Annotated in this window: 21 protein-coding genes and 1 tRNA gene; 14 read left to right on the top strand and 8 right to left on the bottom strand. The window is 46.7% G+C overall.

Annotation, left to right across the window (positions count from 1 at the left end; translation table 11 throughout):
• Positions 1-486: 486 nt before the first annotated feature.
• A complete protein-coding gene (locus HRE53_RS17275) occupies positions 487-1,437 on the top strand; it encodes a class I SAM-dependent methyltransferase (RefSeq protein WP_235107326.1) in 951 nt (316 codons plus the stop codon).
• Between the two features lie 4 nt (positions 1,438-1,441).
• Here the strand turns inward: HRE53_RS17275 and cysS are convergent, their stop codons facing one another.
• Positions 1,442-2,956 carry a cysteine--tRNA ligase gene (cysS, locus tag HRE53_RS17270; protein ID WP_235107325.1) on the bottom strand — a complete coding sequence of 505 codons (1,515 nt, stop codon included), beginning with the start codon at positions 2,954-2,956 and terminating at the stop codon, positions 1,442-1,444.
• A 188-nt stretch (positions 2,957-3,144) separates the two neighbouring features.
• On the opposite strand from cysS, the gene coaD reads away from it, so the two are divergent.
• From coaD to HRE53_RS17255, 3 genes are read left to right on the top strand one after another with little or no spacing between them, the layout of a single operon-like run.
• Positions 3,145-3,678, top strand: a complete 534-nt coding sequence (coaD, locus tag HRE53_RS17265; RefSeq protein WP_235107324.1) for a pantetheine-phosphate adenylyltransferase — start codon at positions 3,145-3,147, stop codon at positions 3,676-3,678.
• Entirely contained in the window at positions 3,606-4,250 is a 645-nt protein-coding gene (locus HRE53_RS17260) for a hypothetical protein (protein WP_235107323.1), read from the top strand. Before coaD ends, HRE53_RS17260 begins: the two co-directional genes overlap by 73 nt.
• A gap of 48 nt (positions 4,251-4,298) precedes the next feature.
• A complete protein-coding gene (locus HRE53_RS17255; RefSeq protein ID WP_212664534.1) occupies positions 4,299-4,631 on the top strand; it encodes a hypothetical protein in 333 nt (110 codons plus the stop codon).
• 146 nt (positions 4,632-4,777) lie between these two features.
• On the opposite strand, the gene rpsN is transcribed toward HRE53_RS17255, so the two are convergent.
• The 3 genes from rpsN to rseP all read right to left on the bottom strand — a co-directional run bounded on the left by rpsN (position 4,778) and on the right by rseP (position 6,926).
• Entirely contained in the window at positions 4,778-5,080 is a 303-nt protein-coding gene (gene rpsN / locus HRE53_RS17250) for a 30S ribosomal protein S14 (RefSeq protein ID WP_212664533.1), read from the bottom strand.
• Between the two features lie 82 nt (positions 5,081-5,162).
• A complete protein-coding gene (gene nth / locus HRE53_RS17245) occupies positions 5,163-5,834 on the bottom strand; it encodes an endonuclease III (RefSeq protein WP_212664532.1) in 672 nt (223 codons plus the stop codon).
• Positions 5,835-5,837: 3 nt separating this feature from the next.
• Positions 5,838-6,926, bottom strand: coding sequence for an RIP metalloprotease RseP (gene rseP / locus HRE53_RS17240; RefSeq protein WP_212664531.1), 1,089 nt, complete (start codon positions 6,924-6,926; stop codon positions 5,838-5,840).
• 253 nt (positions 6,927-7,179) lie between these two features.
• On the opposite strand from rseP, the gene HRE53_RS17235 reads away from it, so the two are divergent.
• The 3 genes from HRE53_RS17235 (at position 7,180) to HRE53_RS17225 (ending at position 10,074) form a co-directional block, all read left to right on the top strand.
• Positions 7,180-8,649: a sensor histidine kinase KdpD gene (locus HRE53_RS17235; protein WP_235107322.1), complete on the top strand. Its 1,470-nt coding sequence runs from the start codon at positions 7,180-7,182 to the stop codon at positions 8,647-8,649.
• 83 nt (positions 8,650-8,732) lie between these two features.
• Positions 8,733-9,278: a GIY-YIG nuclease family protein gene (locus HRE53_RS17230; protein WP_235107321.1), complete on the top strand. Its 546-nt coding sequence runs from the start codon at positions 8,733-8,735 to the stop codon at positions 9,276-9,278.
• A gap of 91 nt (positions 9,279-9,369) precedes the next feature.
• Positions 9,370-10,074 carry a uracil-DNA glycosylase family protein gene (locus HRE53_RS17225; RefSeq protein WP_235107320.1) on the top strand — a complete coding sequence of 235 codons (705 nt, stop codon included), beginning with the start codon at positions 9,370-9,372 and terminating at the stop codon, positions 10,072-10,074.
• Between the two features lie 61 nt (positions 10,075-10,135).
• Here the strand turns inward: HRE53_RS17225 and hmpF are convergent, their stop codons facing one another.
• Positions 10,136-11,800, bottom strand: coding sequence for a pilus motility taxis protein HmpF (gene hmpF / locus HRE53_RS17220; protein WP_235107319.1), 1,665 nt, complete (start codon positions 11,798-11,800; stop codon positions 10,136-10,138).
• A 556-nt stretch (positions 11,801-12,356) separates the two neighbouring features.
• On the opposite strand from hmpF, the gene HRE53_RS17215 reads away from it, so the two are divergent.
• The 5 genes from HRE53_RS17215 to HRE53_RS17195 all read left to right on the top strand — a co-directional run bounded on the left by HRE53_RS17215 (position 12,357) and on the right by HRE53_RS17195 (position 22,015).
• Positions 12,357-12,722 carry a PleD family two-component system response regulator gene (locus HRE53_RS17215; RefSeq protein ID WP_010472888.1) on the top strand — a complete coding sequence of 122 codons (366 nt, stop codon included), beginning with the start codon at positions 12,357-12,359 and terminating at the stop codon, positions 12,720-12,722.
• Positions 12,723-12,728: 6 nt separating this feature from the next.
• Positions 12,729-13,256 carry a chemotaxis protein CheW gene (locus HRE53_RS17210; protein ID WP_212664526.1) on the top strand — a complete coding sequence of 176 codons (528 nt, stop codon included), beginning with the start codon at positions 12,729-12,731 and terminating at the stop codon, positions 13,254-13,256.
• 193 nt (positions 13,257-13,449) lie between these two features.
• Positions 13,450-15,978: a HAMP domain-containing methyl-accepting chemotaxis protein gene (locus HRE53_RS17205; RefSeq protein WP_212664525.1), complete on the top strand. Its 2,529-nt coding sequence runs from the start codon at positions 13,450-13,452 to the stop codon at positions 15,976-15,978.
• 69 nt (positions 15,979-16,047) lie between these two features.
• Positions 16,048-19,212, top strand: a complete 3,165-nt coding sequence (locus HRE53_RS17200) for a hybrid sensor histidine kinase/response regulator (RefSeq protein WP_235107318.1) — start codon at positions 16,048-16,050, stop codon at positions 19,210-19,212.
• 79 nt (positions 19,213-19,291) lie between these two features.
• Positions 19,292-22,015, top strand: a complete 2,724-nt coding sequence (locus HRE53_RS17195; protein ID WP_235107317.1) for an RNA helicase — start codon at positions 19,292-19,294, stop codon at positions 22,013-22,015.
• Here the strand turns inward: HRE53_RS17195 and HRE53_RS17190 are convergent.
• Positions 22,012-22,773 carry a response regulator transcription factor gene (locus tag HRE53_RS17190; protein WP_212664522.1) on the bottom strand — a complete coding sequence of 254 codons (762 nt, stop codon included), beginning with the start codon at positions 22,771-22,773 and terminating at the stop codon, positions 22,012-22,014. The two genes, HRE53_RS17195 and HRE53_RS17190, sit on opposite strands and share 4 nt — an antisense overlap.
• Before the next feature lie 963 nt (positions 22,774-23,736).
• Between HRE53_RS17190 and HRE53_RS17185 the strand changes: the two genes are divergently transcribed.
• Positions 23,737-24,087, top strand: a complete 351-nt coding sequence (locus HRE53_RS17185) for a DUF6464 family protein (RefSeq protein WP_212664521.1) — start codon at positions 23,737-23,739, stop codon at positions 24,085-24,087.
• 58 nt (positions 24,088-24,145) lie between these two features.
• The gene (locus HRE53_RS17180; protein WP_212664520.1) at positions 24,146-24,538 is read left to right on the top strand and encodes an MAPEG family protein; all 393 of its coding nucleotides are present in this window, start codon (positions 24,146-24,148) and stop codon (positions 24,536-24,538) included.
• 28 nt (positions 24,539-24,566) lie between these two features.
• On the opposite strand, the gene HRE53_RS17175 is transcribed toward HRE53_RS17180, so the two are convergent.
• Positions 24,567-25,343, bottom strand: a complete 777-nt coding sequence (locus HRE53_RS17175) for an HAD family hydrolase (RefSeq protein ID WP_212664519.1) — start codon at positions 25,341-25,343, stop codon at positions 24,567-24,569.
• 80 nt (positions 25,344-25,423) lie between these two features.
• A tRNA-Gln gene (locus tag HRE53_RS17170) sits at positions 25,424-25,495 on the bottom strand.
• Between the last annotated feature and the right edge of the window lie 56 nt (positions 25,496-25,551).

Raw genomic sequence — 25,551 nt, 5'->3', positions numbered from 1 at the left:
ACAGTGAGAAAACGAGAATTTATGAAATGGGGATAGTCAAGGCAAGACGGTCGCGAACTACGAGAATCTATAAGCGATTTTACGCTTATATTCTTCTATATATGCCTGATTTTACGATTTTTCACTAATCGTGATAATACCGGACTTAACAGCAGTGGCGGATTTTCCAAATTTTCTAGATGAAAATCGGAAAATAAGGACAGTGCCAAAATGTCATCAGGTCAATTTCTTAAAGCTTACAAGAATGATTCTAACCTCATAATTTTGGGAGTGTTGAATCATTCACATTGGGGACACGCTAATACAGAGCATTCCCAGATCATCGTCAAAAAAAATCATTTTTTTCGTTTTAAAAAAAAATATCAGTGATATTCATACATTAACGTCACCTCAGCCCCGTCAAATCAGCACTTTATCCCTGGTATCTGATAAAGAGGGGACGCTCCCCTTTTACAATGAGATTCCAAGCCCTCTGCACTTCTTGATATGACTCTTAAGCTTAAGCCGGACTGGGCCGGAGAAGATTGGCTCTCAAAATTGGTCAATCTCCTGATTCAAACCAAGCCAATTTATGCCGTGATGAAACGGCAAGCCAGACAAGTTCTCATTAAGACTGCCGAGAAAAATGGGGTGCCTTGGCGCCAAAACTACCAAGCTTTAGCAGCCTCACATACCCAAGAGTTCTTTGATCGGACGAACAATCCGAATCTGGTCTATCCCGACTATTATCAAGTCCCTTTTCATGCCTATGAACAAGGTAATTTATGCTGGCCCGCTGCCTTTGAAGCCGAATCAGCAACCTATGCCATGGCATTACGGGTTTGGCCTCAAGAGGATCTGACTTGGGAGCTGGCCCAAGAACGGTTACGGTCTAGTTTTCACCAAGTACTGGCCGACCATGGTCCCGCCCAAGTGACTGATATTTTAGATGTCGGCTGTTCCGTGGGAATTTCATCTTTTGCCCTCCATCACTACTACCAGTCCACTCAAGCTCATGCGGTACACACCACTGGCCTTGATCTCTCCCCCTATATGCTAGCCATCGCCCACAAGCGAGATGTGAACCAAGAGATCAATTGGCACCATGGCAAAGCCGAAGAGACGGGTCTGCCCGATGCCGCGCTAGATCTAGTGACCCTCCAATTTGTGATTCACGAACTGCCTCGGGAGATTACCCAGCAAATTTTTGCAGAGGCGCTGCGAATTCTGCGACCCGGGGGATGCCTAGCACTCATAGACAACGACCCCAAATCCCCCGTGATCCAAAATTTACCGCCTGCACTGTTCACGTTGATGAAAAGCACAGAGCCCTGGAGTGATGACTACTACACCTTTGATGTGGAGTCTGCGTTAGAAGCAGCTGGCTTTAAACAGACCGTCACCACGGCAAGCGATCCACGCCACCGCACCATCATTAGCACTAAGCCCAAGAGATAAGGACCTATTCCCGCAGCCACCGAGTGACCCCGCCGGCCTGATCGATCAAGGTAATGCCCTCTGCTTTAAGCTGATCCCGAATACGATCGCTTTCTGCATAATTCTTGGCTAGGCGAGCCGCTTTTCGTTCCTCAATCAAGGCTTCGATGGCTTGCTCACTAAGGCCACCCTCAAGGCCTGAAGGGTCTGCATCTGAGTCAGGCTGAGCCTCTAGCCCTAATACCTGGGATAAACAGACTAAGGTTTGCCACTGCTCCCTGAGCTGATCACTCGTGGTAGACGTTTCTCCTTGATGGCTGAGAATATTGCCGGCTTTGCGCAAATCCTTGGCGAGTTCGAATAAGACGACTAATCCACTCGGTGAATTAAAGTCGTCATCCATGGCTAATTGAAACCGCTGTACTGCAACGCTGGGATCTGGCATCCGCATATTAGCGGGATTGCCAAAATCTGGATCGTTATAGTCTGACCACTGCAACTGAGCTCCATAGTCATAGCCAAAGAGCAGTCCTTCTTTTAGAGTTTGCCAACTTTGCTGCGCGGCTGCGATCGCATCATCCGTAAAATCTATCGGTTTGCGATACTGGGCCTGCAAGACAAACAGTCTTAAAGCCATCGGATTGAGGGTTTGCCCCGACAAAATAGGCAAGGGGGTGTCCAAGAGCTGACGAATGGTCGTGAAGTTCCCCAGGGACTTAGACATCTTTTCCCCCCCGACATTCACAAACCCGTTATGCATCCAGTAGCGGGCCAGTCGGGACGTCAGGGCTGCTTCCGATTGGGCAATCTCATTCTCATGGTGGGGGAAGACCAAATCTGAGCCACCGGCATGAATGTCAATTTCAGTGCCCAAACATTGATTCACCATGGCCGAGCATTCAATATGCCATCCTGGACGCCCCGCTCCCCAGGGAGAATCCCAACTAGGCTCTCCAGGCTTAACCGCTTTCCACAGAGCGAAATCAAGGGGATGACGTTTCTTTTGTTCAGCTTGCTTGGGTTGTTCAACTCGTCCGCTGGCCCCCGCTTCCATCTGATCTAGCAGTCGTCCAGAGAGTTGGCCATAACCTGGAAACTTTTCGACAGCAAAATAGACATCTCCTTGAGCAGCATAAGCCACCCCCTTGGTTTCGAGTTCTTGGATCAGGTCAACGATCGCCGGTATCGATTCAGTGGCCTTGGGATAAGCATCTGCTGCCAAGATATTGAGGCGAGCCATATCCTCTTCATAAGCTTGAATAAAAGTTTGGGTGACAACCTGCCAATCTTGATCTGTTTGCGCCGCCCGCTTGAGAATTTTGTCGTCAATATCGGTGTAGTTCTGGACATAGGTAACGTCATATCCCCGCCACTGTAGATAGCGCCGAACAATATCCCAGACAATGTAAGACCGAGCATGGCCCAAATGGCAATAGTCATAGACTGTCACACCACAGCAATAGAATTGCACTTTGCCAGATTCGAGGGTTGTAAATGGCTCTTTGGTTCGACTCAGGGTGTTGTAAATTTGCAGGGGCATGATCCAGAAGCTTTCTAACTAAAAAAATAGACTCAAAGAATACGGAGAGAGAATAGCAAGGACTAGAGACCCACAAGTCTCTAGATTAATCAGAAGCAAATGAAAAAAAACATTAGCATCTTTTTTGTTTTTAGGATCTCAAAGTTGGAGAGATTAGACTATAATCGCCTCAACCAAACACCCAAAATATGATTGCAGTCTATCCTGGCAGTTTTGACCCCATTACTTTAGGGCATCTCGACATTATTGAGCGAGGATGCAACTTGTTTGGATCAGTCATTGTTGCCGTAGCTCGCAATCCCAACAAAGCACCTTTGTTTTCGGTTCAACAACGCCTTCAGCAAATTCAAACCTGTACCCAGCACCTTACCAATTTAGAGCTTGACACATTTGATACACTAACAGTGACTTATACGCAGAAGCGGAAAGCTCAGGTGTTATTGCGGGGTCTGAGAGCGTTATCCGATTTCGAGTATGAGCTGCAAATGGCTCATACCAACCACACCTTATCTCCCCATATCGAAACCGTGTTTCTGGCCACCTCCAACGAATATAGTTTTCTCAGCAGTAGCTTAGTCAAAGAGATTGCTAAGTTTGGTGGATCAGTTTCTCATCTTGTTCCTGAAAACGTTGCCATTGAGTTAGAAGAATGCTTCACCAAGACTCCGCCTTCAGTGTCGATACCACCGCCAACAGCACCGATTACACCACCCACGGACTAGCGGCTCATCAATCTCAAGGATTAGAGTTGCAGCAGCAGCTGCAGCGATTAGAAGAAATTATTGTCCTGGACGGCTTAAAAATGCCGTTGACTCGTCGTACGGTGGTGGATGAAGAACAACTCTTGTCACAGCTATTAGCCGTAGAGAGAAGTATCCCGGATACGATTCGATCCGCAGAAAATATCTTGCAAAATAAAGAAGATATTATCAATCGGGCTAACCAATATGCAGAAGAACTGATCCAGTCAGCCGAACAGCGCGCCGCCCAAATTGCGGATGAACTCACGATTATTCAGCAGGCTGAAATGGAAGCTCAACATTTGCGTAAGCAAGTGCAAGGGGAAATTGAGACCATGCGCCAGCGTAATATTTCAGAAGTAGAGCGGGTTAGACGCCAAACTCAACAAGAGATTGAGGCCATGCGCCACGCGGCCCACGCTGAATGTGAGCAAATTCAAATGGAAGCTGATCGATATACAGAGCAGGTTCTCAAAGAATTAGAGGATCGATTAGGACATATGACCCGCGTCGTTCAAAATGGTCGCTCCCATTTGCACACTTCTGCTTCATAGTGGGAAAAATTGCTTATATTAAATACAAGAAGCAATTAGTCAACCATCATGATTGAGCCTATCCCAGCTGTAACCCTACCGCCTTGTAGCAGTCCCGAACAAGAAGCCCAATGGTTACGGCAAGCACTGCATGCATGGCTCGATCGGGAGTTCTTGCCTGAAGTCGTTAACAATAAAATCGCCGAGCGAGCTGCCTCTGTTTACTTACGACAGCGGATGGAAGGCGAAAATGATTTGGGCTCCTTGCTAATCGCGATTTTGACTGAAATGCAAGGATTTGATTTCTCTAAAAGCTTTTATAGCGAATTTGCAGTTGCCAATGCGGTGAGCGACTTGCTACTCAATAGTTTAGGCATTGATACCTGCTGCGGACAATCATAATCGTTAGAGTTCTTTAGTCAGACTAGACGGTATTGCCTGCCATCTATCATCCTAAATTTAGACAAGCGAAAGCAGCTTCTCTTATTAACTTCAGAGAAGCTGTTGCTTAATCGTTACCAATGAAACGCTGGGTAGCGCGTTGCTTTTTACCAGCTGGACTTGGTAACGCCTGGCAATAAACCTTCGTGGGCCATTTCTCGCAATACATGTCGAGATAAGCCGAAATCTCGATAGTAGCCCCGAGAGCGTCCAGTTACCCAGCAACGATTGCGCAAGCGGGTTGGCGCGCTATTCCGAGGTAGACGTTGAAGCTGACGGTGCAAATCCATCCGCTCTTGCTGAGAGGCAGCTTGAGAAATTTGTTCGAGTAGCGCTTGGCGCTTGTGAGCGTATTTAGCGACTAGCTTTTGTCGCTTTTTCTCTCGCTCAACCATGCCTTTTTTAGCCATGAAGTTGTGGGATGTCCAATCAAAAATTTAAACAGTATTTTCTATCTTAACGAATCTTGTCCTTTTTGCCGAAAGATTTCAATTACTTTTTGGAGGAACGGGCTGGGGTGACCTTACCTGCAGACGGACAGAGATCGGTAAAGGAACAGCGATCGCAAGTGGGTTTCCGCGCATTACAAACGGCCCGACCATGATAAATCAGACGAATCGACCAGTTTTCCCAGTCTTCTTGAGGTAAAAGCTTCATCAAATCCTGCTCAATTTTGACGGGATCTTGATGGCGGGTCAGCCCCAAGCGATTGCTTAAGCGCTTGACATGGGTATCTACGGTTACCCCCATATTGATGCCATAACCATGGGCTAAGACGACATTAGCAGTTTTACGGGCAACCCCTGGCAGGGTCAGCAATAGATCCATTTGATTCGGCACTTGGCCATCAAAATCCCTGACAATCTTCTGGCAAGCCCCTTGGATATGCTTGGCTTTGTTGCGGTAAAACCCCGTTGAGCGAATCAGCGCTTCTAATGCTTCCCGATCCGCTTCGGCGAAGGCAGGGGCATCTGGGTAGGCATCAAAGAGTGCTGGGGTAACCTGATTCACCCGCTCATCCGTACACTGAGCCGACAGAATCGTAGCTACCAGTAGTTGAACCGGTGTTTCATAGGTCAAACTACAGGTGGCATCCGGATAGAGTTGTTTGAGGCGATCGAGTAATTCTAATGCCTTTATTTTTTTAGCAGAATTGCGAGGCATAGCCTAAGTCATCAGTTTGGCGGTATCCAGCACAATCATAAACACCCCAAGCCCTAGCAAGAGGAAAAGGCTAACCTGCATAACGCCTTCTTGAATCTTATTGGGTAACGGTTTACCTCGAACCCCTTCCAGCAGTAAGAAAGCCAATTGCCCCCCATCTAAAGCCGGTAGAGGCAGGATATTGATAAAGGCCAAGTTAACGCTGATGACCGCTGCAAATTGAAATAGGCTGCTCATATCGGTACGAGCCATATCGGCACCAATGGCAACAATACCCACAGGACCCGCAACTTGGCTGGCAGACTCTCTAAAATTGCCCACCAGTTCGCCGAGGGTATGAGCCATAAAGCCCACTATTTTCTGAAACTCTTGGGCTGCAGTACCAAATAATTCGCCTACATGTTGGATAGGACGGCGCACTAGACGGCCATTAGGAGCGAGCTGAACTCCAATGCGAGCTAGGCCCTCGTCCGTTCGTTCAGGAATAATGTTGATATCTATCTCTTGATCTTGCCGTTTAATATGCAGTTGAATGGGCTGGCCCTCATTATTTTGGATGGATTTCATCAGGGAATCCCGAGCGGCCTCTGCTTGGCCTAGGGTCTGTCCATCAACCGCAAGGACGATATCTCTCGATTGGATACCTGCATTAGCAGCAGCGGAACTCACATCCGTTGCCACTTGAGCAATCAACACCCCTGGTTGGTACTGAACACCACCGGGAACGCCGACGATGCCAACTTCTGCAACCAGCAACACATAGGCCAAAATCATGTTGGCAATGACCCCAGCACTGATGACAATGGCCCGATCCAAAACAGGCCGATTGCGCATCAAGTCTGGATCGGTCAGGGGGATAGAACTCTCGGGATCTTCATCTGGGAATCCGACATAACCGCCAAGGGGAATACTCCGCAAGGCATACTCGGTTTGCTCACCCTGGTATTTCCATAAAATCGGACCAAAGCCAATAGAAAAGCGGTTTACATGGATTCCTTGCAGTCTCGCAGCAAGGAAGTGACCCAATTCATGGACAGCAATCAGCAGCCCTAGAATACCGATCATGATGAAAATTCCAGCAAAGGGAGGCATGGATGCACCTTAATATCGCGGCTCTAATCCAATCATAGGGGATTAGGTTTAACTATCTTAACGCTATTGATGGCCTCAGGTTGTTGCAGTGAAGGGAGGTCATAATTCCAGTAAAATTCGAAACAAAAGAGCAGGGGCATTTCGCCAAAAACGTTCGGTTCTACACCTGGGGGAGTGGGGGTAGAATCGCTATCTTCAAAGAAGCGTTAGAAATATCTCAGCCAGTGAGCTGATATGGGAGGCAATTCTAAGGGTGAACGCGTGGGTTTTGCCAACAATTAGCGAGGGATTCAGGGAGAGTGAACCGGCATTGGATTGGTGGTCTGAACCTCAATCCAATCAGGGAGAAACTGAATGGCATGCTGCGATTGGCACGCTCTTATCGATGTTGCTGGCAACTCAAGAAAAAAACATCAGCCAATCTAGTACCCATCAGACCGTTCCTGCCAGGATGCGAGGCTTGATCTTAACGGGGCCAACTCCCCTTTTGAGTGATTTAGGCTTATTTGCAAATTTCCATATCTGGGCTTTAATTCCAACGAATGGCACTGCATTACAATTACCCCCCTGTGATCGAACGCATTCTGAAGTGCCCCCTCAGTCTGCTCAGACTATCCCATTACTCCCTGCAGATCCTCAATTAGCAGAGCGATTTTGCTTAGTGCTGACGGCTTCCTTTTGTTGGGTCGCAACTTTGGATTCTACGACTGATCAGGGATCATGCTTCCAATTCTCCTTTATCCCAGAAACAGTACAGCAGGTGCTGCAGAGTGTGCGATCGCGTATCCAACTCACGCGTCCCCATCAATTGGCAGAGTTTGATGGCCTCTTGCAACAATGGCCAGTTGTTGAGCCCCACTATCGAATTCCGCTGCAATTTAGTCGTCAACTGCTGCAAAATTATCGGCAAGTCTCGACGCTCTTGCCTGAACTCTCGCCGCAACGCTCTTCTCACTTATCTGAGATGAAGGCTACCGAACAATCAGATAAGCGTCAGGTGTCTCCGGATCACAAATGCCCAGAAGTCGACTTATTAAAAGCATTAGCCCATGAAGTGCGGACGCCTCTGGCCACCATTCAAACCTTTACACAGCTACTGCTGAAACGCTCCGATTTACCGGCAGAAGTCTTGAAACGATTAGAATCGATCCGGCGGGAATGTCATGAGCAAATTGATCGCTTCAGCTTAATTTTTAGGGCGATGGAGCTTACCACTGCGGAGACAACGCCTACGGTTCAGCTCATGTCTATTTCGGTCCAGGAGGTTTTAACAACGAATGTCCCTCGCTGGCAAAAACAGGCCGATCGGCGCAGTCTCTCTTTTGAGTTGGACATGCCGGCGCAACTGCCTGCGATCGCAATTAGTGATCCCAACATGTTGGAGCAGGTTCTAACGGGCTTAATAGAACAACTCAGTCATCGTTTGCCAATAGGCAGTCAAATGCAGTTGCAAATTGCCTTAGCAGGCGATCAGCTCAAACTAGAGCTGCGCTCTGATCAAACCATGACAAATCCAGGCTCAGGGGCTGATTTGCCCATGCTCAAAGCTATTGGTGATTTATTAATGCTGCAACCCGAAACCGGCAACTTGAGCTTGAGCTTACCCGTCACCAAACAACTCTTCGAAATTTTGGGTGGAAAACTCACCGTCCGTCAAAATCAACAGCAAGGTGAAGTCTTGACAATCTTTTTACCGTTAGGGACGGATAGTACTGCATACTAGGGATGGCTCCAGAACTGGGAGACTTCCCTGAGTTTGGCAGGATATCCCCCCATTGATGGAGTGAGTCTTATCGAAATTTGGTTATGTCTGTAGAGAATCTTGTTACCCCTCTCGCCGACCTGGAAGCGATCCCTTATCTTGATGCCGACGGGATGCTTCCCCAACAATTTTCAGGCAAAATCGGTGTCTATGCCATCTTTGGGGAAGATAAAACCCTCCAATATGTGGGGTATTCACGGGATACCTTTCTCAGTCTCAAACAACATTTAATCCGTCAACCTCGTTTATGCTATTGGCTGAAAGTCCAATCGATTGACCGCCCGAATCGGACCCTACTGGAAGAGATACGGAGTACGTGGATTCAGGGCAATGGTGCACCAGTACCTGGTAACCAAGCCGATCAAAGCAAGTGGGAACAGGCAATTGATGTCAAAGCTGCCATGACCGATGAAGAACAGGCCCAACATCAAGACCCGGCCCTAGACGAGCGCAGCCAACTCAAAGTCCTGAAAAATGCGGCCCGTCGCCTAGAAGCTGAAATCATGGAGATCCTCAACCAGCGTGGCGTACAAGAGCCTCTGCGGTTTAACCCTAAGTTAAAAGAGACGGGGTTATTAGATTTAAAATAGTGTGGGGTCATCCACCCCACCCATGCCTTAATCACAGTCCCAAGTCTCCCCATTTTTTGCAGAGATATCGCCCCTAATATTGAGAGGTTTCATGCCTGACGGAGAACAAATCAGTTTATTTGATTGGCAGGGTGCCGAAACCAAATCAGAAACGGTGACTGTGACCCATGAAGAAATCTCTACTAGTCCACAGGTTCCTATCCCCAAAGGGTTTTATCAAAACCTGCCAGAATTAACGACTCATTGTCAACAGTGCCAACGGTGTGATTTGGCACCCAGCCGTACCCATGTCGTGGTGAGTCGGGGTAATCCACAAGCGCCCATTCTGATCATTGGAGAAGGACCTGGTCAACATGAAGATGAAACTGGATTACCTTTTGTGGGCCGAGCTGGGCAATTATTAGACAAAATCTTGGCCTCAGTCAAACTCGACTCGCAACAAGATGTTTATATTTGCAATATTGTTAAATGCCGACCGCCAGACAATCGAACCCCAACGCCAGATGAGTCAGCCGCTTGTAAACCCTATCTACTAGAGCAGATTCGCCTAGTGAATCCCAAGATCATCTTGCTGACAGGCGCAACTGCAGTCCGGGGGCTTACAGGAGATAAACGGGGCATTACCAAAATCCGTGGGCAATGGTTACCATGGCAAGACTATTTGTGCATGCCCATCTTGCATCCTGCCTACCTCCTTAGAAATCCCTCCCCTGAACCTGGCAGACCCAAGTGGTTAATGTGGCAAGATATCCAGGCCGTTCGGGCGAAACTAGATGAGTTGTTGCAGTCACCTTAAGTATTTAGAGAATTTGCCTAGACGACGGATTAGGAGCCGTACAACAGCATTAGCAGCCACTCTAGCTACCTTGACCAATGGCCATAAAAACTTGCTTCAGTTCATTTAAGGTGGAGAATACTGGGTTGTCTTGCTGCCCTTCTGCTCCTGCTTGACCCTTTAGGCTCTCTACAACATCTTGAATCGGTTGTAATAAGCTCTCAGAAGTTTTGACTTTCCCCCACAACTCGGCCAAGGCCGTTTTTTGGTTTTCTAGCTCGTGTTCTTGTTGTTTCAAAGCATTGCGCTTATTGTCTTGTTCTGTAGACGTCGTCTCTATTGTATTTCGAGTGACTTGCAGAGAAGCCTCTAGGTCACTGAGTTCATGGTTTAATCTCTCTAGCGATTGCTGTTGCTTTTCCTGCTCAGCTTTTGCTAATTCTACGATAGGTGCAAGATCTAACGTAGCTGATTGATGAAATTTGTTCTGTTGCGATCGCTTCCGCTGATACAAAATGTCTTGATGAAAATAGAGAATGGCTTCACGCTCTTTCAGGGTTTTGCGCTGACCTTCTAAGGTCTCATCCAGTAAACGGAAATGCTGTCGCTCATCCTCCACCTCACCGGTCAAGCTTAATTGATCATACTCGCTGGCATTTTGAATTTTTGCTTCCAACTCATCAATCGCTTCTTGTTGGTATTTCAGTTCTTCTTCCTGATCATTAACAAAACTAGAAAGTTTAACCAATTCTGTATTGAGCTTCTCTACCGTGGTTTCCAGCTCCTCTAACGGCATATCCCGGAGCCTTTGGACATCAGCCTGCTCACCAGCAGCCCCCTGCATCTGAGTGAGATTCTCATAGAGATTGCTTTGGACTTGTAGCTGTTCGCTTAACCAACTTTTCTGTTCTTCTTTCAAGGTGAACGACTGCTCTTGCACCTTGAGTTCTAATTTGGTTTGTGCCAAAGAATCTTCGGTTTGCTGCCATTCCTGCCAGACAGATTGCAACTCAGACTGTTGTTGATCAAGCGTCGCTTGTTGTTGTTGAGCATGAGAGCGATCCTGATCAAGGGTTTGCCAAGCTTCCTGTATCTGGGGATGTTGATTGATACTCGCTAAAACATGATCCGGATTGGATGTCCCATTAGCAAGAGATTGATCCAATTGCTCCAACAATTGCTCTATCTGCCGTACTTGTTCATCAGACAGTCCTGCCTGTGCCTCATTTTGAGCATTCTGCAACCGTCCCCAGCCTTCCTCTAACTGCTGGCGATCTAGCTCCATCTGCTCTTTTAGCTGCAGGATTTGGGTGCGAGTAGCTTCAAATTCTTGGCGTTGTTGCTCGATTTTTTGAGATTCAGCATCCCATTCTTGTATTTCCTCAGCTCGGGCTTCCATATCCACTTCACGCCGAGTGAGTTCTTGACTTTGGTAGATTAAGGATTGCTTCCACCCTTCAATCTCTTCTTCCTGGGTTTTGAATTTCTCACGCATGCGAGAAAAGCTTTTTAAGATGCCAACTAGCTGTCTTGTGGCATCTTGAATACTTTTAAGCTGCTGATTGCCATCCATCTCAACCAAGACAAGGACGCCCGCGTTGTAGTCATTCGCAGCATCTGCTTGGAGCAGTTCTTCGCCAGAGATGGGACTCCAGTTATGCTCAGATTGCTTTTGGGCTAAAAGCTTCAGCTCTGTTTTGGCACCCATAAAGCCAGTCTTCTTGTGCACTTCAGCGAGATACAGCACACTTATCACCCTCAATTTCTACTTGCATCTGAGCCCAGTCAATATCCAAAGTTCAGCTTTCTAAATTTAGCGATCGATTGAACTTCATTCAACTCCTATTTAGTACAAAAGCTTCGCTTTTGACCCAATAGGGTTTTTCAAGCATTAAGCTTAACTTCCCCTCAAGATTAGCTAACTTCAAGATTTAAGCCAACACTCTCAGCAAAAGACATGCTCAACTATACAAGGGAACACAGTTCTTCCCAAGTCAATAGTTCCCAAAAGGGCAGCTCTTCTTTGCATGCATAGAGTAAGTCTTTTTACTCCTAAGGAATTGATCCTTTCCCTAGAACAAAACAATTCATAGATTGGCAAATTGTATGTTAGGGGAGGGTATCCTAAGTTCGCAGGGGAAATCACCCTCAATAACTTCGTTCTTGGCTGTTCTGTTTGAAACTAGTCTACTCAGGTAAATGACTAATACTATTTGTCAAATTACTCAGACCACTTTCACCTTTACCGTAGCAGCCAATACTTAAATGTGAGTAGCCCTAGCGAAGATGTCAGGTAGCAATAAATGCAAAAAGTTTTAGTAGTTGATGACAGTATTACACAGCGACAACTCATGAGCAATGCTCTCGAAGACATGGGACTCACGGTTTTGATCGCAACAGACGGAGTAGAAGCGCTTGAGCAAATCCAATCAACGCAACCTGATATTGTGGTCCTAGATATCGTCATGCCTCGAAAAAATGGGTATGAGGTTTGTCGCGAAATAAAGTCTAACCCAACAACTCAAAATGTACCAGTTGTAATTTGTTCCTCAAAAACAGAAGACTTTGATCGGTACTGGGGGATGAAACAAGGGGCAGATGCTTATCTGACCAAGCCGATACAACCGCGAGAATTACTAGTCATAGTTAGGCAATTACTAGAAGGTTAGGTCCTTATGGTCAGTCACCAAGATATTGTTGCAGATACAGATACTAATCAGCTCTCCAATCTGCAGGAATTACAAAATCCTGAAGGAGACTTATTCTTAAGATTCTTCATAGAGTCAGGCCAAGAATTTGCATTACCAGCCCAAGGCATTCGGGAAGTGCTGGCGTTAGCGCCAGATCAGATTACACCGATTCCCAATGTATCTCCTGTGCTGATGGGCGTCTTGAATCTGCGAGGTCAAGTTGTTTGGGTAACAGATATTGGTCAGTTCTTAGGTCATCCTAAACCCTTAGATACAGATTGCCAGGAAATATCGATCATTGCGATCGAATCCCAAGAAATTACCGTTGGTTTGGCTGTTGACAAGGTGATGGATATGGATTGGCTAGATGCTGACAGGCTGAGTCCATCTCTCAGTGCGCCAGACAATATGGCTCCTTTCTTGAAAGGAGAATGGATACTCAATGAGTCCGAACAATATTTACGATTGTTGGATCCAGAAGCAATTTTGAGATCAGCCCGGTGGGCGACTTAACCCCATGAAGATGTAAGGGAAATGACTAAACTTGGCAGGTCTAGAGGATATTCTTCAACATCATTCCTTAGTTTTGTTCAATCTTAGTGGTTTAATTCATCTCAGGTAGTTTTTAAACATTCTCTATCATAAATTTCCGCAGATTATTCGCTTCAGTTAGCATTTCGACTCATCCAGTGGCAGGAGCAGACAGATGTCATTAAGTACTCGATATACTCAGGACTATCAACAAGCAGTAAGTGACTATATGAAAGGTCACTACCAGGAAGCTGCCGAAACGACAGACCAGTTAGTAAAAGAGTATCCTGACGATCCAAATCTGCGATTACTCCGAGGACATATATATAGTTGTCTTCAAAAATACGAAATTGCAAACCAACAATATAAGTCTGTATTAGAGTTGACTCATGATCCAGAGTTGCTTGATTGTGCTCGCAACAGTTTGGCGGATTCAACTCGATACCTTGAATCGGGCTATGGCTATTCTGAGTCGATGCCCTCTATCGATAACAACAGTGCTGCTTTGACCATGACGAATGGAAATGAGTCGCCATTGGGTGAACCAGTAGTTACCCAACCCTCATCCTCACTTCAGACAAATTCTGATGGTGAGTCTTCAACTGCAGATGACAATCCATTTGCAGTCAATTCAAACCCCTTTGATGATTATGTGTCCGCTCCTCTGGTTTCTGGGAACACTAACAGACAGCCGTTGGTTTCGGATAGTTTTGCTGATGGAGAAGACGATACGTTACTCATGAACAAAAACCATTCAACATCCGACTCAGAAAGTTCCGATACTCGGCCGTCCGGTATTTTCAGCGATTCCGAAAGCGATGCTATTCAAAGTGAATTTACTGATATTAGTGGTGTAGACAATACCATACAGTCCTCCCATACTGATGCTGACGCTTGGGATGAGCCCTTTGATTTGGCAGGGGAGAATACAACGCAATCTGCAGACTTAGATTTCTCAGATTCAATCGATCAAACTGAGTTCCCCATGTCTGGGATTGATTTATCTGAAGAACTATCTATGGATGGTTTCGAAGGGAATGCGGAAATCGACACCTTTGATCCAGCAACCGAGTTTGATCTTGATCCCAGTTTGCTGAACTTGGCTGAAGATGAACAGGATTTGATTGGAGATACGGGATTAATCAATGTAGCGGAGAATGCGCAAGCGTTAGCCATTGATGATCTACCTCCTTCGTCCGACTTGGCCGCGTCATCACAGTCAGGATTTTTAGGAGAGTCCCAGGATGGGAGCGCCTTCTTCCCTGATGGCCAAGGGGCTGCCCTGTCCAAAAAGCCTGGGGGAATTTTAGCTCCTTTTTCTAATGCCTCATTGCAGCAAAAGCAAATTATTATGTCGACAACTGCTGGAGTCGTTTCGGCGTTAGCGGTTGTAGGGGCAGGCCAACTCAGCTCTCAATCTATGGCCACGACAGGAGCGGGAGCACTGGCAGCTGGTGTGGCGGGTGGTGTGACAACCCTAGCCCTCGGACAAATTATGACCCGGCAAATCAAGTCTTCAACGAATGATTTGCAAACTCAATTGACTGCCGTTGCCCAAGGCGATTGGAGTGTTCGGGCCACTGAGTTTTCTAAAGATGAATTTGGTCAGTTAGCCACCAGTTTTAACCAAATGACTCGTTTTATTGAGTCAACCACTGCTGAAGTACAGCGCAAAGCAGAAGAACAGGAAAAGGCCAAAGAAGACCTACAGCGACAAGTGATTCGTCTGCTGGATGATGTAGAAGGGGCCGCTCGTGGAGACCTGACGGTTCAAGCAGAAGTAACTGCCGATATTTTAGGAGCGGTTGCTGACTCTTTTAACCTCACCATTTATAACCTGCAAAAGATTGTTAAACAGGTTAAAGTAGCGGCCCAGGAAGTGAATAAAGGGGCAGCTGAAAACGAAGAATTTGCCCGGGGCTTATCTTCTGATGCATTACGGCAAGCTGAAGAGTTGGCAGTCTCGCTAAATTCTGTGCAAATGATGACCTCCTCTATTCAGCAGGTTGCAGAAAGTGCTCGTTCTGCAGACCAGGTGGCTCAAAAGGCGACTGAAGCTGCTCTGAAGGGTGGGGAATCTGTAGAAAGTACAGTGGCTGGTATTCTCCAGATTAGAGAAACAGTGGCTGAAAGTACCCGAAAAGTGAAGCGTCTTGCTGAATCTTCCCAAGAAATTTCTAAAATTGTTGGATTAATTTCACAAATTGCCTCCCGCACGAACCTACTGGCCTTGAACGCTAGTATTGAGGCTGCTCGTGCAGGTGAATCGGGTCGTGGTTTTGCAGTTGTTGCGGATGAAGTCCGTCAACTAGCCGATCGGGCTGCCAAATCATCCAAAGAAATTGAGCAAATTGTTTTGCAAATTCAAGGTGAAACAAGCTCTGTGATGATGGCCATGGAAGAAGGAACCCAACAAGTTATCGAAGGAACCCAACGGGCGGAGCAAGCCAAGCGTTCGTTGGACGACATTATTCAAGTCTCATCACAAATTAATCAGTTGGTGGGTTCGATTACCAAAGCGACTGCTGAGCAAACCGAAACCTCCCGCTATGTATCTCAAGTGATGCAGTCGGTGGAATTAACTGCCCAAGAAACTTCACAAGAAGCTCAACGAGTGTCTGATTCTCTGAGAGGTATGGTGAGTGTTGCTAGTGAACTTCAGTCTTCAGTGGAGCGATTCAGAGTGGAAGGCACTGAATTCTAGGGCTTTGTAGCCTAATTTCTAAATCATCAATTTGACTTATCGTTTTACAGCATCCTAAGGAAGATGGTAATGCAGCCAGAACAACAGCGGATTATGGTCTACTTTATTGAGGAAGCTAAAGAGCACCTCAATACAATCGAGCATGGTTTGCTGAATTTGCAGACCGTTGTTGCCGATCCTGAATCTTTGAATGAAGTATTCCGAGCCGCTCATTCAGTGAAAGGGGGGGCTGCAATGCTGGGTATTTACAGCATGCAGCATATTTCTCACCGGTTGGAAGATTACTTCAAAGTACTGAAAGAGCATGACCTTCCGGTCGATCAGAAACTAGAGTCTTTACTATTTAAAAGTTTTGATGCCCTCCATATTCTGACGGAAGAATTAGAGCAGTCCTTTGGCTTGTCGGATGAGTTGTCAGCCAAGACCATATCGGAAATCGACCCGGTTTTTTCTGAAATCGACAGCCATCTGACCGAGATAGCAGGTCCAGGCGTTGATATCAGCGCTCTATTAAGTGATGCCCCTGCACCTACACCGCAGAAAACAACTGCCGAGCCAGAGGTGTTGGATGCTCAATGTCTTGAACTTTTTCAAACAGATATTTTGCAATATTTGCGAGAGATTCTGGGATTATTCAAACAGCCTGATACACCAGAAAATCGCCAGACATTAACCAAGATCTGTCAGGATCTGGGCCAAGTCGGACAGGAATTTCAGCTAAAAGGTTGGGCTGAACTCTTAGAAGTAGCAGGTGTTGTCGTAGCTGACTCCAGCAACTCCTTTGCGACTCTTGCAGGAGTGATCGTTCCTAATATTAAAGAAGCAAGAGACTTAGTTTTAGCGCAACGTGCAGCAGATGTGAAGCCGATGGCCGCACTGTTAGATTTAATGCCTGCACTAGACTTTGGTGACCTAGGAGTTACGAGTTCAGCCGAGACTGAGACTGAAGATTGGTTAGGCTTATTTGCGGAAGAAGACACGAGTGCTTCGACAAATGCAGATACGGGAGCTTCTTTCCTTGATGACTTGTTCAATGAACCGGCATTAAATTTCGACACATCCACGACTGCTGAAGTTCCTGAGCCCGTTGCTGCTACAGACAATAATTTTTCTAACTTAGACACCTTGTTGGCTGAAACACCAACAAATGGGGCCACTGCTCCCGCTGTGGCCCCATCAAATGATGACTTCAATGATCTTGAAAAACTTCTAGAAGAGCCAAGTCGTCCAACAAAGGCTAAGGAACAGGCCAAAGCGCCACAAAAGCGCACAGGTACTAAGCCATCGCGGCGGGGGAGTGCCATTGCACAAACCATGAAAGTTCCTGTGAAGCAATTGGACAATCTAGGAAACTTAATTGGCGAGTTGGTGGTTAGCCGTAACTCCCTAGAAGATAGCCAAAATCGTTTACGGCAGTTTTTGGATAATTTGTTGTTGCAGGTTCAGCAATTGAATGATCTAGGGCGCAATATGGAAGATCTGTATGAGCGTTCGTTATTGGAAAATTCATTGTTGAGTAGTCGCCAACAGCAGGCGGTTGCCAGTGGAAACGGTGCAAATGGTAATTCTGGCGGTCATTCCACAGGCCAGCAATTTGATGCCCTAGAAATGGATAGTTTCACGGGGTTCCACACCTTATCCCAAGAGATGATTGAACGCATTGTTCGGGTGCGTGAAGCGGCCTCTGATATTGAGTTTATTGTTGGGGGAACCGAACAAGTTACACGGATGTTCCGTCAAATTACAACTCAGGTACAGGAAGGCCTAACCCAGTCGCGGATGGTGCCTTTTTCCCAAGTAGCAGAACGACTCCCTAGAGCCGTCCGTGATATTTCCATGAAGTGTGGTAAAAAAGCTAGGCTGGAATTGGAAGGTCGTGACACTCTAATTGATAAAAGTATTTTGGAGCGGTTATATGATCCGCTGACACATTTGGTGAATAATGCGCTGTTTCATGGCATTGAAGCACCTGACATTCGCCAATCTTTGGGTAAAGCCGAAGAAGGAGTCATCAAACTACGGGCCTTTTATCAGGGTAATCAAGCTGTTATCTCGATCATGGATGATGGTGCTGGAATTGATGTTGAGCGTGTGAAAGCGAAGGCCGTCCAGAAGAACTTACTGACCCAAGATGAGGCCGACACCCTATCTCGCCAAGAAGCCTATGCCTTGCTATTTAAATCGGGTTTCTCGACCCAGGAACAGGCCAATGATTTGGCGGGTCGTGGAGTGGGCATGGATGTTGTCCGCAATAGTATTCATGAAATTCGCGGGGTGATTAATACCGATTCAGGGATTGGCAAGGGCACCACGTTTACAATTCGACTCCCTCTGACCCTCAGTATCACGAAGGCCTTGTGTTGTATCGATAATTCGACTCAAATTGCATTCCCGATTGACGGAGTGCAAGATGTGATTGATATTCCCAAGGAACAGTTGCAGCAAGATGCAGATGGACAAGTGCTGGTAACCTGGCAAGATAAGCAGTTGCCTTGCAAACCATTAGGAGAATTGCTGGCCTATAGTCGTCGATTTAAGCGGAGTTCATCTTATAACGCTAGTAATACGAAGGATGATGGCATGGCATCAGTGGTCATTCTTCGCAGTGCAGATGATCTGGTGGCCATTGAAGTTGAACAGGTTTTGGCCGAACAGGAAATTGTAATTAAACAATTGGCGGGGCCGGTTCCCAAACCCATGGGCATTGCTGGCGTCACTGTGCTGGGTGATGGTGGCATTATGGCCATTGCTGATGTGATGGAACTGGTAGATCTGTGCTTGGATCGCCTAGAGGTGAACAGTAATCTCTGGAAGAGTATTCTGGAAAACACGGAAGTAGAAGAAGCTACCGATCCGATGGTACTCATTGTTGATGATTCGATTACGGTTCGAGAATTGCTGTCCATGACCTTCAATAAGGTGGGCTATCGGGTGGAACAAGCCCGTGATGGCCAGGAAGCATGGGAAAAACTGCGATCTGGATTACCCTGTGATTTGGTTTTCTGTGACGTGGAAATGCCTCGGATGGATGGGTTAGAGTTACTGTCTCGTCTACAGCAAGATGATGATCTGCAGGACTTGCCTGTAGCGATGCTGACATCGAGAGGAGCTGCTCGCCATAAACAAATGGCTACAGAGCTAGGGGCGAAAGGATATTTCACGAAACCTTATTTGGAAGAAGTCTTGCTGGAAGCAGCTCAACGCATGTTGAATGGGGAAGTTTTAGTCAAATAAGACAGTTCCTGACGGGGTAAAAGACTATGCTTAAGCTCAGGGAGTTATCCCTAATGTTGGTCTTAGCGAGTCAGCGGGCATGCCCATTTCAGTACCTGAATTTCAGCAGTTATTCCCGTATCAGCTTGATGAGTTTCAACAGCAAGCAATCGCTGCTTTAGATGCCAATCAATCGGTAGTCGTGTCGGCACCCACAGGGTCAGGCAAGACTATGGTGGGTGAATATGCGATCTATCGAGCATTGCAGAACGGGCAACGCGTTTTTTACACCACACCGCTAAAAGCGCTCTCGAACCAAAAGCTGAGAGACTTTCAGTACATGTTTGGTGACCAGGCGGTTGGGCTCTTGACGGGGGATCTTTCGGTTAATCGAGCGGCCCCCATTTTGGTTATGACAACGGAAATTTTCCGAAATATCCTCTATGGCACGCTGACTGATGTGGTCAATACTTCTTTGGAGGGGGTGACGTCAGTCATCTTGGATGAATGTCACTATATGAACGATCGTCAACGGGGGACTGTTTGGGAAGAGTCTATTATTTATTGCCCTGCCGATATTCAACTGATCGCTTTATCTGCGACGGTTGCCAATGCACAACAACTAGTGGATTGGATGAGCTGGGTGCATGGTCCAACACAACTGATTGAATCGGATTGGCGTCCTGTTCCTTTGGCCTATTTCTTTGCGAATGCGAAGGGACTGTTCCCACTATTGAATCAACAAGACACAGCCCTCAACCCGAGATTAAAGGCCCAGGCAAAAAAACATCATGGCCATCGTCATCAGCGTCGTGCTGATAGTCCTGATGTGATCGCTGTATTGCAGCATTTGCGAGGGCGAGAGATGTTGCCGGCAATTTATTTTATTTTTAGTCGCAAGGGCTGCGATCGCACCGTCGAATCCACGACCCACCTCAATCTTCTGAACCCTGATGAATCAGCACAAATGCAGGCGCAGATGGAGACCTTTAGACAGCAGCATCCCGATGTGGGGCGGCCAGAACAATTTGCTGCGATCGCACATGGTATTGCAGCTCATCATGCGGGCTTGCTTCCCCAGTGGAAAACCTGGGTGGAGGAACTCTTTCAGGCGGGGTTAATCAAAGTGGTATTTGCAACGGAAACCCTAGCTGCAGGGATCAATATGCCTGCTCGCACCACCGTGATTGCCAGTTTATCCAAGCGAACGGATTTAGGCCATCGTTTACTCACCGCTTCTGAAGTCCTGCAAATGGCTGGTCGAGCAGGACGACGAGGCATGGATAATCAAGGCTATGTGATCACGGTACAGACGCCTTTTGAGGGGGCGAAGGAAGCGGCCTACCTGGCTACAATTGGGCCGGATCCATTAGTCAGCCAGTTCACACCTAGCTATGGCATGGTGCTGAACCTGCTGCAAACCCGCACCTTGGATGAGTCCAAAAGATTAATCGATAAAAGCTTCGGTCAATATATTGCCAGCGTGCAACTTTCACCTCAGAAACAAGCGATCACAGATCTGCAACAAGAGTTGACCCTGTTGCGACAAAAGCTCGGAACAATCGATGAGGAGGCTTTAAAGCGTTATCAAAAATTGCAGCAGCGCCTCAAAGAAGAACGCCGGTTGCTGAAGATTTTGGATCAGCAAGCCCAGGAAACTCGTACTAGTGAATTAGCCCTGCTGCTGGACCATATCGAATCGGGGGCACTGTTGAGCTTGGCCCAGCCTAAATCTAGAACGCTTATTGCCAGTGTTTTTGTCGCAACTATTCCCAGCCCTGGCCATTTCCCGTATTTGGTTTGCTTGAGTCAAGACAATCACTGGTCCGTTATTTCTCGGAGTGATGTGATGCATTTGGATGGGCAGTTAGATCACTCCGCAAAAATCCAACAGCTCACGGTCCCTTCATCCCTGACTAAAAAAGGACAGTCTAAACAGGGTGATGCCATTAGCCTTCAAGTTGCAGAACAGATTCCTGACAGCACTTGGCAGCCTGCGCCAGAAGTGACACATCAACAACAGCAGTTACAAGCTGTAAAGTCTCAAATGCACCAACATCCTGCTCATACTTCTCGTCAGGATCATAGTAAGTTTCTACGGTGGCAGCGGCGGGTCACGACCCTAGAAAGACAGCTTCACGATCGAGAAACGAAATTTAATCGCCAATTTCAACATCAATGGCAAGCTTTTATTGCATTGGTAGACATTCTCCAAAAATTCCGTGGGTTGGACGATGTGAACCCTACAGAGCTAGGTCAAATCACCGCAGCTTTTAGAGGGGAGAATGAACTCTGGTTAGGGTTAGCATTCAAATCGCAAGCTCTCAATACTCTCGATCCCCATATTCTTGCTGCCGTTTGTGCTGCCCTAGTGGTGGACAATACACGGCCTGATGTATGGATGAAATTCCATCCTAGCGCTACAGTTCAACAAGCGATCAAACCCTTACGTCCACTACGGCGGCAACTGATTCAAACACAGCATCGCTATGAAGTCCCCTTTCCTGTGTGCTTAGATACTGAATTAGTCGGCTTGGTCGAACAATGGGCATTAGGCCTTAGTTGGAGCGATCTATGCGATGCCACTAGCCTAGATGCAGGTGATTTAGTTCGTATTCTGCGACGTACGGTAGACTTACTCTCGCAAATCCCTTACGTACCCTACCTGTCTCAGGAGCTACAAAAAAATGCCAGACGAGCACAGCAGCTCATGAATCGTTTTCCCATTAGCGATACTAGCTTACTGCCCGAGACAGCAGTTGAAGTAGTCATGTCTGATGAAGACTTGTTACCAGAAGAACCCGTTCGTGAGTCTTCGCCTTAGGTGACAGAGGCCTGGTTTTCCTCATTAGTGGCTTCAGCATTCTCAACTTCTGCCGCGTGAGGAAGCTCTAAGCAATATCCCGCCCCATATACCGTCTTAATATACTGAGGATGTCGGGGATCGGGCTCTAGCTTGGTGCGCAAATGGCGAACATGCACCCGAATTGTTTCAATATCATCGTTAGGATCGTATCCCCAAACTTCCTGGAGAATTTCGCTGGGAGAGACGGTTTGACCATGACGTTGAAGCAGACAGTGCAGCAACTCAAACTCTAAACGAGTCAACTTAATGACTTTATCTACCCACAGAACTTCAAACCGCTCAGGCACAAGAGTAAGCGGGCCATAACTGAGGATTTCGCTATGGCGAGCCGCTTGCGGAATGCGATCAGTTCGTCGCAGTAAGGCGCGAACTCGGGCCAGCATTTCTTCTAGCTCAAAGGGCTTGGTGAGATAGTCATCAGCCCCAGCATTAAATCCTTCGACCTTATCTTGGGTCTGACTAAGGGCCGTTAACATCAGAATTGGGATATCGGCTGTCCTCTGATCACGTCGTAACCGCTGGCAAATGGTAAAACCATCGACCTTGGGAAGCATCAGGTCCAAGATGATCAAATCTGGCAGTAACTGGACGGCCAACGCTTGCCCTTTAATCCCGTCAGTTGCTTGGGCTACATCGTAGCCTGCCATTTCCAGGTTGATCGCAACCAACTCTGCAATCGCAGGATCATCATCAATAACAAGTATCCGGGTTTTCATGCAAACTGCTCAGTGTGGACAATATTAAAGAGGTGCAAGCGCATCAGTTAACAACGATTGGATCAGAAGTGCTTCTTCATGTTTAAAACAGGCTTGTAAAGATTATAAACAAGGATAATTTCATCCTTCCCACCCACTTGTCTGAATCTACAGCCCATTCTAAAAAGAAGTAAAAGCGTTTTGAGTCCACCTCAGCATAATCAAAAAATCGAAGAAATTGTAAATTTTTTTTGTGAAATGATCTTAAATATCTACTTTATCAAAGATTTTTAAATTTCATCTGCATGATAGAAAATGACCTCCAATAATGCAACCTACATCTGTACAAGATTAGGAGAGAACTGATCCTGCCACTTCAACATTTGGTTTTATGCCCATTAGGGATCTGAATTTCCAGTACCTTTCAAACGTTGAGAGGGGGCAAAATAGCTAATATGACCTCTTCCATAGAGTTTTCACCCTAACAAGCTTTTTGGACTACTGGAAATGAGATGGCCAATAATGACCTATCTTCAGTGTAGAGAATTCAGATAAACCATTGTGGACGGAAAAAAGAGTGGAGACCTACCAGCTTTCTTAGGGCACTGAATCTTAAGGGGGCAATCTATATCTCAGAAGCAAGCTATAAAGCGACTCCATAGTTATTTTACTCCACCTTTTGGGACCAGTCCTAAACGAGTACTCCAAGATGGTGGAGACTGACCTCATATCTTAAACCTGGCTCCTATGGCGGCCTTAGCCCTAAGCATCCAAACAAGAGTCAGCTCATTTCATGCAGCTTCAATCTACACAGATGAAAATGCTGTTCTACAATCGTTCGCCACACTTAATGACTCATGTACTTGGTAATTGCTAGCCTTTGGTCTACGAACCAAGATGGTTAAACCTATGGACCAGGGATTCCCCTTGAGTCGAGCTTAGAGAACGTGTAACGTAACATCAATATGCAGCCTGACGCTGAGTATGAAGCCACAGCAGATTCTCACTGAGATTCATCTTTATCATCCGCCTCAATCCTTGGGCCATCTCTATTTAGAAGATAGTCCCCAACCTGGCGCACAACTGGAAGTAGCGGGTCGGCAGTATACGGTCTTAGAACGGCGACATCGCTATCAACTTCAAGCCAATCATTATCAACTCCACCACATTGCGGTGTATGTGCAGCTGGCCATTGGAGCGATGAATACAATGGGTAGCATAGGCGATGAAAATTGCAAGTACAATGCTCATTCAGCTTTATTACGATGTGCGATTAATCCTGATGGCCCTTGCCAAGATTGCGCCTCTTTTCTTCCGAAGACGGATATATCGTAATTCTGAACCTGAGATCTTAAAAAGTCGCTAAACCTAATCAAACAAAGGAGTATTGTTGATGTCACCTTGGCCAGCACTCGTTAGTCTGCTTGCATTATTGCTGTATTTTGTAGTCACTATTAATGTCGGGCGTGCCCGCGCTAAATACGGCATCCCAGCTCCCCAAATGTCTGGCAATCCTGATTTTGAGCGGGTTCTACGAGTCCAGCAAAATATGCTGGAGCAGTTGATTTTCTTCCTGCCAGCTTTGTGGATATTCTGCTTCTATCTCAATCCGTTATGGGGATCGGGGCTAGGAATGCTATGGGTGGGTGGCCGTGCTCTTTATGCTTGGGGGTATTACCAAGCTGCAGAGAAACGAGGTCCTGGCTTTGCCATTGCGTCTTTAAGCAGTCTAGTACTAGTCTTAGCAGGGCTGGTTGGCGTTGTCTTAGCCTTGATACCGGCCTAGAGAGTCCCGCTATTTAACCCAAAATAATTTATACAACCCATTGGGTTAGGGATTGGCAAAACTGCTCTAGGTCTAAGGCATGGATGCGTTGATCTTGGTGGGCACGTTTGCGATCGCACGCCGTATTGTATCCCCACGTCCCTAAAAACAAACCAATCTCTGCCAAATCAGATTGTTCCTTAACCTGCTCCAGTGCGGCTATTCGATCTTCCACAAACCAGATTGGGCCAGCCACTTCTGGGATTAGCAATCTTAAGGTCTCATACTTGGGGCGACGGCAATCTTTGCCATAGATGCGATCTCGGGATAAATCCACCCCCGCGTTTTTGAGCAAGGTATAAATAAATCGGCTTTCCTTAGTGCTGATAATAATGACTTCAATATCCTGACTAAGGGTTTGGAGTGCAGAAACGACCCCAGGGTAGAACTCATGTAAGGCCAACCAATTCTCTAGATCTGAGGCAATCCAGTGATCGCGGACTCCATCGACCTGTTGGACCAAGCTTTTTCGATCCAGGTCTTCCTCGACAACGATCCGATCACGGATCGAGGACCAGTCTGCTAACACCTGAGCTTCGGAAAACCCCTTCAAAATGGCGCGCAGAAGTACAGGCATTTCCCAACCCGTCTCAATCACTGGGCGCAGGTGGTAGAAATGCTCTGCTAATTCTGGAGCAGGCTCTGAAGTTGAGGTAGGCCAAATTCTACTATAGGCCCGCCAAGTAGTGAGAAAATATTCTCGCAAACCATTGCAAAGAACACCATCAAAATCAAGGGCTATGGTTTGGGGTAAGGATAAGCTCATGGCTATAGATTAATCATGCCGCCAGCATTCCCCAGGCAAAGTGCTTACTTTTGCCTCAACTGCTAGCTTTATCAAATAAACTGGGGCGGAAGGATTCGAACCTCCGAATGCCTGGACCAAAACCAGGTGCCTTACCACTTGGCGACGCCCCAATGCGACAGTAATTTTTTCAGGCTCGAATATCTTAACAGTTTGCTTCCCCAAACTG

The sequence above is a fragment of the Acaryochloris sp. 'Moss Beach' genome (assembly GCF_021497025.1).
Classification (GTDB): Bacteria; Cyanobacteriota; Cyanobacteriia; order Thermosynechococcales; family Thermosynechococcaceae; genus Acaryochloris; species Acaryochloris marina_A.
This window is presented reverse-complemented; position numbering and strand designations above follow the sequence as displayed.